Annotated in this window: 10 protein-coding genes; 6 read left to right on the forward strand and 4 right to left on the reverse strand. The window is 61.1% G+C overall.

Annotation, left to right across the window (positions count from 1 at the left end):
• The 4 genes from gyrA to AC3LCN_RS05305 form a co-directional block, all read right to left on the reverse strand.
• Nucleotides 1–2,522: DNA gyrase subunit A (gene gyrA / locus AC3LCN_RS05290; RefSeq protein ID WP_488649029.1), on the reverse strand; the 2,522-nt coding region annotated here is incomplete at its 3' end.
• A 14-nt stretch (nt 2,523–2,536) separates the two neighbouring features.
• Entirely contained in the window at nt 2,537–4,510 is a 1,974-nt protein-coding gene (gene gyrB, locus AC3LCN_RS05295) for a DNA topoisomerase (ATP-hydrolyzing) subunit B (protein WP_488649030.1), read from the reverse strand.
• On the reverse strand, nt 4,507–5,382 hold the full coding sequence (locus AC3LCN_RS05300) for a ParB/RepB/Spo0J family partition protein (protein ID WP_488649031.1): 876 nt from the start codon (nt 5,380–5,382) through the stop codon (nt 4,507–4,509). Before AC3LCN_RS05300 ends, gyrB begins: the two co-directional genes overlap by 4 nt.
• 12 nt (nt 5,383–5,394) lie before the next feature.
• Nucleotides 5,395–6,219, reverse strand: a complete 825-nt coding sequence (locus AC3LCN_RS05305; RefSeq protein ID WP_488649032.1) for a ParA family protein — start codon at nt 6,217–6,219, stop codon at nt 5,395–5,397.
• 116 nt (nt 6,220–6,335) lie between these two features.
• On the opposite strand from AC3LCN_RS05305, the gene AC3LCN_RS05310 reads away from it, so the two are divergent.
• From AC3LCN_RS05310 to rpmE, 6 genes are all read left to right on the forward strand, one after another.
• Nucleotides 6,336–6,815: a hypothetical protein gene (locus tag AC3LCN_RS05310; RefSeq protein ID WP_488649033.1), complete on the forward strand. Its 480-nt coding sequence runs from the start codon at nt 6,336–6,338 to the stop codon at nt 6,813–6,815.
• A gap of 141 nt (nt 6,816–6,956) precedes the next feature.
• On the forward strand, nt 6,957–8,747 hold the full coding sequence (locus AC3LCN_RS05315; protein ID WP_488649034.1) for a penicillin-binding transpeptidase domain-containing protein: 1,791 nt from the start codon (nt 6,957–6,959) through the stop codon (nt 8,745–8,747).
• Nucleotides 8,740–9,867 (forward strand): FtsW/RodA/SpoVE family cell cycle protein, encoded by a 1,128-nt coding sequence (locus AC3LCN_RS05320; protein ID WP_488649035.1) that lies wholly within the window; start codon nt 8,740–8,742, stop codon nt 9,865–9,867. Before AC3LCN_RS05315 ends, AC3LCN_RS05320 begins: the two co-directional genes overlap by 8 nt.
• Nucleotides 9,868–9,999: 132 nt before the next feature.
• Nucleotides 10,000–10,548, forward strand: coding sequence for a 50S ribosomal protein L21 (gene rplU / locus AC3LCN_RS05325; RefSeq protein WP_488649036.1), 549 nt, complete (start codon nt 10,000–10,002; stop codon nt 10,546–10,548).
• 30 nt (nt 10,549–10,578) lie between these two features.
• Nucleotides 10,579–10,842 carry a 50S ribosomal protein L27 gene (gene rpmA, locus AC3LCN_RS05330; protein ID WP_445843682.1) on the forward strand — a complete coding sequence of 88 codons (264 nt, stop codon included), beginning with the start codon at nt 10,579–10,581 and terminating at the stop codon, nt 10,840–10,842.
• Between the two features lie 10 nt (nt 10,843–10,852).
• Nucleotides 10,853–11,062, forward strand: coding sequence for a 50S ribosomal protein L31 (rpmE, locus tag AC3LCN_RS05335; protein ID WP_488649037.1), 210 nt, complete (start codon nt 10,853–10,855; stop codon nt 11,060–11,062).
• Nucleotides 11,063–11,065: the final 3 nt, after the last annotated feature.

Raw genomic sequence — 11,065 nt, forward strand, 5'->3', positions numbered from 1 at the left:
TCATTGTCGCCTGTGCCGTTGCGCTTTGCCAGACCCGTACGGAAGGCGGCGATCCCAGCGACCTTGTCACCCTCACGAAGGGTCATTACCCGCACGCCCTGGGCACTGCCGTCCTTGCGAGTGGCGATGCTCTCGAGCTTGGTGCGCACGACCTGCCCCTCGGCGCTGATCAAGATCACCTCTTCGTCGGCCTCGCTGACCTGACGCACGGCCACAACTGGGCCGGTCTTCCGCCCCTCGAGTGGGATCAGGCGGACGCCCTGGGTGCCACGGTGCTTGCGAGCGAAGGCGCCTACAGGGACGCGCTTCCCGTGGCCGGTCTCCGTAAGGACAAGGAGGTCGGCGCCAGGCTCCGCCACGGCCATGGCAACGACAAGGTCACCCTGGCGGGCGAGGCGAATGCCGATCACGCCACCCGCGGTGCGGCCCATGGCGCGCGCCTCGCGCTCGTGGAAGCGGCAGATGCGCCCTTGGCGAGTGGCCATAACCAGGTCATCTTCACCCGAGGTCTGAATCACCTGGGCGAGCTCATCACCCTTATCAAGGGTGATGGCGATGATGCCGGTCGAGCGCACCTTCTCGAACTGCTCAATCGCCGTCTTCTTAATGATCCCCTTCTTGGTGGAGAAGGCGAGGTAACTGCCAGGCGTGAAGCCGTTCAGGATGATCGTGGCGACCGGAGTCTCACCCGACTCCACCTGCACCCCTGGAAGATTGACGATCGGAATCCCCTTGTTCTGTCGCGAGGCGTCAGGGATCTCGTGCACCTTGGCGCTGAAGCCACGCCCCTTGTTGGTGAAGAAGAGGGCGTAATCGTGGGTGTTCGCGACCTGCAGTGTGGCAACCGCATCCTCTTCGCGCGTCGTCATGCCGATCACGCCCTTGCCGCCACGATGCTGCTGGCGATAGGTGGTGAGCGGTTGCCGCTTTATGTAGCCACGGCCAGAGATGGTAATCACCACATCTTCGTCAGCGATCAGGTCCTCGTCTGACATCTCGCGCGTTGCATCTTGGGCGATCTTGGTGCGACGGCGATCGGCAAACTTCTCCTTCAGCTTGGCGAACTCATCCGAGATGATCTTGGAGATGCGCGCCGGTCGAGAGAGGATGTCTTCGAGTTCGGCGATGAACTTGATCACTTCGAGATATTCGTCCTCAATCTTCTTGCGCTCGAGGGCGGCGAGGCGCGCAAGACGCATGTCGAGGATCGCCTGCGCCTGCAGCTCGGTGAGCTTGAAGCGCTCCATGAGATGGGTGCGTGCCACATCAACATCGGCTGCGGCACGAATCGTCTTGATCACCGCATCTAGATTGTCGAGGGCGATCTTGAGCCCTTCGAGGATGTGGGCGCGCTCACGTGCCTTCTTTAGTTCGTATTCGGTGCGGCGCCGCACGATGATGCGGCGGTGGTCGATGTGGTGCTGCAGCACCGACTTCAGTGAGAGGGTCTGCGGCTGGCCATCGACGAGCGCGAGCATGTTCATGCTGAATGCAGAGCGCAGCGGGGTGAGCTTCAACAGCTTGTTGAGCACCTTGTGTGGATTAGCATCTTTCTTGACCTCAACGTAGACGCGCATGCCGTCGCGGTCAGACTCGTCGCGCAGATCAGCGATGCCGTCGAGGCGCTCCTCTTTGACGAGGTCGGCGATCTTCTCAACGAGCGACGCCTTGTTTACCTGGTACGGCAGCTCGGTGATGATGATCGCTGTGCGATCGCCACGCGACGCCTCTTCAAAGTGCGTCGCGCCGTCAACAACAACGCGGCCGCGTCCGTGCGCGTACATCTGTCGCACCGCATCAATGCGCTCCGTTGCGCCTGTGAGTGGATTCTTGATGGTGTCGTAGCGATAGAGGATGCCGCCGGTTGGGAAGTCTGGCGCGTTGACGTACTTGCAGAGATCGTCGACGGAGAGCTCGGGGTCGGCGATCAGGGCGATGGCGGCATCGGCGATCTCGCCAAGGTTGTGCGGTGGAATGTTTGTCGCCATGCCGACGGCAATACCAGAGGAGCCGTTGACGAGCAGGTTCGGTAGGCGCGAAGGGAGAACGCTCGGCTCCTTCTGCGTGCCGTCGTAGTTCGGCGTGAAGTCGACAGTTTCGTGATCGATGTCGGCGAGCATCTCACCAGCGATTGAGGTGAGGCGTGCCTCGGTGTAGCGCATCGCAGCGGCAGAGTCGCCGTCAACCGAACCGAAGTTTCCTTGGCCATCAACGAGCGGATGACGCATGGAGAAGTCCTGTGCGAGTCGCACGAGTGCGTCGTAGAGGGCGCCGTCGCCGTGTGGGTGGTACTTGCCCATCACCTCGCCGACGATGGCGGCGCACTTGCGATAGGCGGAGCCGCCAGAGAGGCCCATCTCGCCCATCGTGTACAAGATGCGGCGGTGTACCGGCTTGAGGCCGTCGCGAACGTCGGGGAGCGCGCGCGCCACGATCACGCTCATCGCGTAGTCGAGATAGCTCGTTCGCATCTCGTCTTCGATGCGAATCGAACGGACGCTCACCCGTGCCTCGTCGCTCATGCTCCCATCGCCTCCTATACGTCCAGGTTCTGGACCTTGTGGGCCTCAGCCTTAATGAAGTCGCGGCGCGGCTCAACGCGCTCGCCCATCAGCATCTCGAAGATCTCGTTCGCCACGGAGGCGTCTTCAATACGCGCCTGCAAGAAGACGCGGTTGTCGGGATTCATCGCCGTCTCCCAGAGCTGCTCGGCATTCATTTCGCCGAGGCCCTTGAAGCGCTGCACGCTGACGTTCTTCGTCTTGAACGAGGCGATCGCCTCGTCGCGCTCATTCTCGGTTGACGCGTACTTCGTCTCCTTGCCCGTACTCACGCGATAGAGCGGCGGCTGGGCGATGTAGAGGTAGCCCGCCTCAATGATGGCCGGCATGTAGCGATAGAAGAAGGTGAGCAGCAGCGTTCGAATGTGCGCCCCGTCGACATCGGCATCGGTCATGATGATGACGCGGTGGTAGCGCAGCTTCGTAATGTCGAAGCGGCCGTTTGAATCTTCCATGCTGGAATCCTGAATGCCGGCGCCGAGCGCCATGATCAACGTGCGAATGTTGTCGCTGCCGAGAATCTTGTCGATGCGCGCCTTCTCAACGTTTAGCAGCTTGCCGCGCAGCGGGAAGATCGCCTGGAAGCGCCGATCGCGACCCTGCTTCGCCGAACCACCGGCCGACTCACCCTCCACGATGTAGAGCTCAGACTTGGCTGGGTCGCGCTCTTGGCAGTCGGCGAGCTTGCCAGGGAGTGCGCTCCCCTCAAGTGCGCCCTTGCGCATGACGAGCTCTTTCGCCTTGCGCGCCGCTTCGCGTCCACGCGCCGCGTTGAGCGACTGACGAATCACCTCTTTACCATCTGAAGGATTCTCTTCAAGGAACTGCGTCAGGCCCTTGTTCACGGCTGTCTGCACGATCCCCTTGATCTCGGCGGTGCCGAGCTTCGCCTTCGTTTGGCCCTCGAATTGCGGATCGATAAGTTTCACGCTGATCACCGCGGTGAGGCCCTCGCGCACATCTTCACCGGTGAGGTTTGGATCGTTGTCTTTCATCGCACCGTTCTTGCGGCCCCAGTCATTCAGCGAGCTGGTGAGCGCGGCGCGGAATCCGGTGACGTGCGTTCCACCGTCAACGGTGTTGATGTTGTTCGCAAAGGCAAGGAGTGTCTCGGACCATGAGTCACTCTGGTACTGGAAGGCGACCTCTACGGTGGTCGTCCCCTCCACCCCTTCGATGTAGACAGGTCGATCGTGTGTGACCTTGCGCTTGCGATTGAGGTGGCGCACAAACGAGACGATGCCACCCTGGAAGTAGAAGGTTGCTTCGCGATCGGCGCGATCATCGATCAACGTCATCCAAAGGCCCTTGTTGAGATACGCGGATTCGCGCAGACGATTTGCCAGTGTCTCAAACGAGTACTCAGTACTCGAGAACATTTCTGGATCCGGCAAGAAGGTGGTGAGGGTTCCACGTCGGCCAGCCGACGGATTCCCCTTCACGACTTTAGTGCGTGGCACGCCGCGCTCGTACTCTTGCGACCAGACGAATCCGTCACGCGCAGACTCAACGCGCAGCTTAATGCTGAGCGCATTGACGACCGAGACACCGACACCGTGCAGTCCACCAGAAACTTTGTAGCCGTCGCCGCCGAATTTTCCGCCGGCATGCAACACCGTGTGCACAACCTCAAGAGCATCTTTTCCGGTGGAGTGTTTACCAACTGGAACGCCGCGACCATCGTCTGCGACGGTGATGGAATTATCCTTGTTGATGCGCACGACGATGCGCGTTGCATGCCCGGCCATCGCCTCGTCGACAGAGTTGTCGACGACTTCGTAGACAAGGTGATGCAGACCGCGCTCGTCGGTGGAGCCGATGTACATTCCCGGACGCTTGCGTACCGCTTCAAGTCCTTCAAGAACTTGAATGCTGGATGCGCCGTAGTCGCCAGATACCTTTTTTACGCGGCTACCCGTTGCGACTGCGGCACTCTTCTTTTCGGTCACTCACTCACTCCCTTGATCTGCTCTACGAGCCGATGCAGTTCTTCGTTTGAGTAGTAATCGATCACGATCTGTCCGCCCTTGCCAGCAGGCTTCACGCGCACCGGAGTGCCGAGATGCCCCTCAAGATCGCGCTGCAGCGCAGCGAGCTCTCCACTTGGCACTGCGCCAGGCATTCGCTTCGTGCTAACTGTACCGCGAGCAGCACCACGCACCGTTGACGCGGCCGCCTCTGCACCACGCACGGTAACTGCATCGCGCACAAAGGTGCGCGCGAGCCATGCCTGCTCTGATTCTGGGAGTCCAACGAGTGCGCGCGCATGCCCTTCGCTTAGTCGCCCTGCGGCAACCTCTGTCTGCACATCTGCAGAGAGATCGAGAAGGCGCAGCGTGTTTGCAACAGTGGTGCGCGCCTTGCCGGCGATCACCGCAATCTGCTCCTGCGTCAATCCAAACTCATCGGCGAGACGTCGATAGGCGTGCGCCGTTTCAATCGGCGACAGGTCACTACGCTGAACGTTCTCAATGAGTGCCAGCTCAAGGCGTGACTGATTACCAACAACGCGCACGACGGCGGGAATCGTGCTCTTTCCTGCAAGCTTTGAGGCACGGAGACGTCGCTCACCTGCAATGAGCGTGTAGCCGTTCGGCCCCTCCTCTACAACGATGGGCTGCAGCACCCCATGCTCACGAATGCTCTCGGCGAGTTGTGCCAACTCAGCAGTCGAGAACTCTGTGCGCGGCTGATATGGGTTCGGTTTGATCTTGCTGAGCGGAATCTCCAGCGCGCCTGCACGCGTAGCCCCCACGGCGCTCGCCGCCTCTGGGATCAGTGCGCCGAGGCCTCGCCCGAGACCGCTGGCCCTCTTCACCATGCTCCCTCCTTATTACTGGCTGGCGCCTACAGGGGTTCCGTTGAACACCCGGGCATCGAATTCCGCTGCAGCTTGTGCGTACGATTCAGCACCCGAGGTGCCTGGCGCGTAACTTCGGATCGCAATCCCGTGGCTTGGCGCTTCGGCTAAGCGTACCGAACGCGGCACGCGGGCTCGATAGACCAGATCCCCGAAGTGGCTCTCCACCTCGCGCACCACGTCGCTGCCAAGTTTCGTGCGGGGATCAAGCATGGTCAAGAGGAGGCCATTCACCTCCAGGGCGGGATTCAGGCGCTCGCGCACGAGGCGAATCGTGGCCATGAGCTGCGAGAGCCCCTCCAGGGCGTAGTACTCGCACTGCACAGGAACAAGCACGGCATCAGCGATCGCGAGGGCGCTCACGGTGACCAGGCCGAGCGAAGGGGGGGTGTCCACGAGGATCACCTCGGCATCCCCTGCGGTGCGGAGGCCGACCGCGAGCTGGCGTTCGCCACTCTCGTCTCCTGTGGCGAGCTCAACGTCGATCCCGGCGAGATCGGCAGAGCCCGGAATGAGCGTGAGGTTCGGAATCGAGGTCGGCTGGGCCAGTTCCGTCGCCGGTCGGCGCCCAACAAGGAGGTCGTAGGCGGTCGGCGCCCCTTCAGGAAGGGTGAATCCGAGGCCACTGGTGAGGTTTCGCTGAGGGTCAAGGTCGACCACGAGCACGCGGCGCCCTGCATGGGCGAGCTCAGCGGCGAGGTTGAGCACAGTGGTGGTCTTGCCAACCCCGCCCTTCTGGTTCGCACACACGATGATCGGCGCGTGTGGTGTGGCAGGGTGCTGGGAGGTGGTATTCACGCTCCTATCGTAGCAGGAGGGGGCTACGGCGGAGTTCCGTGAGGCATGTTTCACGTGGAACAACAGCGGTTCGACCGGGGGGTGCGCCGAGGCGCCTGCGGGAGTATCCTGAGGCAATGAACAAGCAACTCGGCTACGTGCTCGGAATCGTGCTTGCCGCGCTCATTCAGGCGCGGCTCCTGCCCGAACTCGGGCTGGAGCGCGCGATCAACCTGCCAATCGTACTGTTGATTGTTACAGCCTCAGCTGATCGGCGCACGCTCGTGCTGACCGCCGCGACCCTCGCCGGGCTGACGATCGACGTCACCCTCTTGCGACCACTTGGGCTCACGAGCCTTGTGATGATCGCTGGCGTACTGGTTGCGAGCCAAATTCGTGGTGCTGGCGACGCCCTGCTCCTCAAGAGATTCGTCGCCCTCCTTTTTGGGCTGGCAGCGAGCAGCGTGACGATCTTTTTACTCAGCAATGGCGGGGGTGGCCGTAGTGGCGAGAACTCCCTCGCGCTCGTCTTAAACCTTATAGCCGGCATCACCCTGGCGTGGTTTGGGCAGCGCCGGCGCAGGGGTTACCAGTTTGACCAATCCCTTCGCGGGTAACGAAACAATATGACACCCCCTCAGGTTTATCCTGGTGGTGGCGGGCCAAGTAATCGAGAGGTTCGCCGCCGACGCCCCCTGCGATTTTTCGCTGTCGCGCTCATAGCTCTTATGGCATTTGGAGGGCTCGGCGGGCGTTTAATGCTGATTCAGTTTGGCGCGTCGACCTCGTCGGGCACAACGAGTACCGTGGCGCGTGGGCACCGCATTGTTGAAGAGCTCATCACGCCGGCGCGCGGGCTGGTGTATGACCGCAGTGGGCGAGTGCTAGCAAAAAATGTGGCAGTGTACGCGGTGCAAATTCGGCCTGGCGATCTCTCACTCACCATTCGCGCGAGTGTTGTGAAAACACTCGGCGAGATCTTGAACATGGATCCCGTGCGCATCATCACGCTGCTCGATCGTAGTACCGGTTCGCTCTGGGAGCCAATTCGCGTTGCTAACAATGTGAACGAGCGCACAGCGCGGCTCATCAATGAAGAGCGCGCCAGCCTGCCTGGTGTGGAGACTATTGTTGAGGCTCGACGCGTCTATCCGTACGGAACACTCATCAGCCACATCGTGGGTTACGTTGGCCGCATTGACGCAGTTGAGGCGAGCACGCTTGCTCCAGCGGGATACACCGTCGTTGATTTCATCGGGCGCGCAGGCGTTGAGGCCACTTATGAGGAGACTCTTCGCGGTGCGCCGGGAGTTCGCCAAGTTGAGGTCGATGCAAAGGGTCGCCTTGTGCAAATTCTTGGCGTAACCAAACTTCCCATTGACGGATCTTCATTAACTCTCACCATCGACATTGAGGCGCAACAGCGGGCAGCGACCGCGCTGGAGTGGGGACTCAAAGGTTCGGGCACCAAGGAGGGCGTCGTCGCTTCAATGAATCCACAGAACGGTGAGATCATTGCGATGGCCTCACTCCCAACGTATGACGATAATGATTTCTCTGCAGGGATCAGCAACGCGAAATATCAGAAATACCTTGCGAACAAATTCTCACCGCTGCTGAACCATACGGTTGGCTCGTATTTCCCTCCAGGGAGTACGTACAAACTTGTCACGTACTCCTGTGCGCTGAACAACAACCTCGTCACACCAACATCACGATTCCAATCCACTGCCTATCTCGAAGTGGACGGTGAGAAGTTTTATGAGTGGAATCGTGTGGGATTCGGTGGCTCACTGACACCCTCTGAAGCGTATTCGTGGAGCTCAAATGTGGTCACGTTTCAACTAGCACGACTGATCAAAATCGATCGCCTCTCAACGTGCGGTCGACAATGGGGCTTCGGCGCGCCAACGGGTATCGATCTACCGAGTGAAATCTCGGGGCTCGTCCCCGACCAGGCGTGGGCGCGCGCCACTATCAAGCGCGGTCTCTACAACGCTGAGGTGCTCCAATCGGCACAGGGCCAAGGATATGACTTGGTAACGCCCATCCAGGTACTGAACTCGTTTGCCGCGCTTGCAAATAGCGGGACACTCTGGAGGCCACACGTTGTGCTCCACATCACGAGCCCAGATGGAAGCATCACGCCGATTGCACCGGTAGTAAATGCGGTCGTAGGAATGAGGGAGTCCACGTATCGCGAGATGCGCCTTGCAGGGCGCAAGATGGCGCTGAACCCTGGGCCGTCGCAAGGAATCTTCCGAATGCCACTTTTCGTTTCAGCAAAGAGCGGCACCGCGCAATACGGCGTGCGTGACAGCCTTGGCCGACTCCCGTTTCACAACTGGATGGGCGGCTTCGTCGCCCCAACCAACGATTGGTCAAAGAGCGACTCGGACTTCGCCTACGTGGTCTTCATGCATGGCACCAACACTGTTGGTAATGCGGCAAAAGAGGTGACGAAGTATTACCTGCAGTTGCAGTACGAACTGAAGCGGGACTATCGCTCGGCGGGGCTCTTGGCGCGCGGGAATCACTTCGGTGAATAGGCTCGATTCGCCGCTCGGCTCCGCCCTTCGCCGCGTAGACTGGATCGCTGCGGCCAGCGTTGGGCTACTAGCGCTGACTGGAATCGGCATGGCCTGGCTCAACGCACGCAGCTATGGGCAAGAGCTGCTGTCGCCGAGCTCGCTACTCGTGCGCTCGCTGGCTTGGACACTCCTCTCCATCGCCGTCTATAGCGTGACAACGCTGGTGAACTGGCGCTGGGTGCGCACCTTTGCCTGGCCGCTCTACGCCGCAAACATTCTGCTGCTGATCGTCACGCTGATCTACGGCGTCGACTCTGGCGGGAACAACCGAGCGATCGCGATCTTTGGTCTCGCCATCCAGTCAAGCGAGCTCAGCAAGATCCTGACGCTCGTCGCCATCTCCACAGCACTCACGCGGGCGGACCGCGCGAGCGGCGGGCTGCAAGATCTACTGCTGGCGGGCGCCATTGTTGCTCCACCGTTCCTCCTCGTCGTGGCGCAGCCAGACCTCGGCACCGCGCTGGTGTTGGTAGCGGCGCTGTTTGGCGCCCTCTATCTCTCTGGTGTCGCGACACGCTGGATCGCTGCCCTCGCGAGCCTGGTCGCTATTGGCGGCGCCCTGGCGTGGGTCGTAGTGCTGGCGGATTACCAGAAGGAGCGACTCCTCGCCTTCATCGACCCGAACGCCGATCCGGCTGGGCCGAAGTACCAACTGCTGCGCTCACTCGAGGCGATCAGGGGGGGCGGCCTCTTTGGCGCAGGCGCCGATGGCACCGCGATCCTGACCCCCCTCCCAGTACAAGAGAGTGACTTCGTCTTTGCGGCGCTCGTCCGTGCGTTTGGCGCGGTTGGCGGCCTCTTTGTGATCGCTCTGCTCGCCATTCTGGTTGGGCGCCTGGTCTGGCACGCCTGGACCTCCCCCGATGAGTTCGGGGTGATCTTTGCCGGAGGGATGGCCACCGTCGTCCTCTCCCAGACGCTCGTCAATATTGGGATGAACCTCGGCGTTGCCCCCATTACGGGGATCACCCTCCCCTTTGTGAGCTACGGCGGAGCCTCCGCAATCTCGCTCGCCTTCGGCCTCGCCCTCGTGCAGAGCCACCGAGTGCACGACGGGGGCTCATCGCCACTTATGTAACAATGAGGCGCGGTTGACGCGGGAGAGCCCTGATCGTAGACTTCCCCTCCCGCGACTGACCCGTCCGTCAGACCGCGACTCGCCCAGCAGGCGCCGCCTGTACGGCGCACAGGCAGTAAGGACAGGGGAACCATGTACGCAGTCATCGAGACCGGTGGAAAGCAGTATCGAGTGGAGCTCGGCAGCGAGCTGCACGTTGAGTTGACCGGCGCTACCCCAGGGAGCGAGATCTCGTTCGACCGTGTTCTTCTTGTGCGCACCGACTCAACCACGGAGATCGGCACCCCCGTTGTTGCTGGCGCGAAGGTCACCGCAACGGTGCTTGGCCAGGAGCGCGGACCAAAGACAATCAGCTTTAAGTATCGACCGAAGGCGCGCAGCCGCATCACTAAGGGGCACCGCCAAGAGTTGCACCTCATCAGGGTCACCGAAGTTGCCGTGAACGGCACGAGCGCGAAGGCGTTGTACGAAGCCGGTGCAGCAGATCGCGCCAAGGCACAGGCTGACGCAGCCGCCGTCGCCGCCGATAAGGCGAAGGCCGACGCCGCAGTTGCTGCAACGTTGAAAGTTGGCGCGCCAGCCGAAGCGACGGCCTCAAAGAAGCCGGCAGCCTCAAAGAAGCCGGCAACCGCAAAGCCAGCAGCGAAGAGCGCCGACACGTCGGTCGCTGACGCCGAGTAACGCAGCGAACGCTGAGAGAAGGAGACCCCCATGGCACACAAGAAGGCAGGCGGAAGTGTTCGCAACGGACGTGATAGCGCTGGTCAGCGCCTTGGCGTGAAGGTTGGCGACGGTCAGAAGATCAACGCTGGCGGCATTATCGTGCGACAGCACGGCACCACCTTCGCCGCAGGGCGCGGCGTTGGCCTGGGCAGCGACTACACCATCTACGCAACCGTCACCGGTACGGTGAAGTTCGACCACGCGTCGCGCACGAAGAAGCGCGTCAACGTTGTCGCTTCGCCAGACGCCTAGAGAGTCGCTGATGAAGCCAGAGATTCATCCCAAGTACAACACCATCGAAATTACGTGCCTTGCATGCAGCACGAAGTTCTCGATCGGCTCGACGCGAACCAGCGAGCTCAAGACGGAAGTCTGCTCAAACTGCCACCCATTCTTTACGGGGAAGCAGCTGATTCTCGACACGGCCGGTCAGGTCGAGCGCTTCCAGAAGCGCCTCGGTCGCTCGCGCTGATCC

The organism is Candidatus Limnocylindrus sp. (assembly GCF_040397215.1).
In the GTDB taxonomy this organism is placed as follows: domain Bacteria; phylum Chloroflexota; class Limnocylindria; order Limnocylindrales; family Limnocylindraceae; genus Limnocylindrus.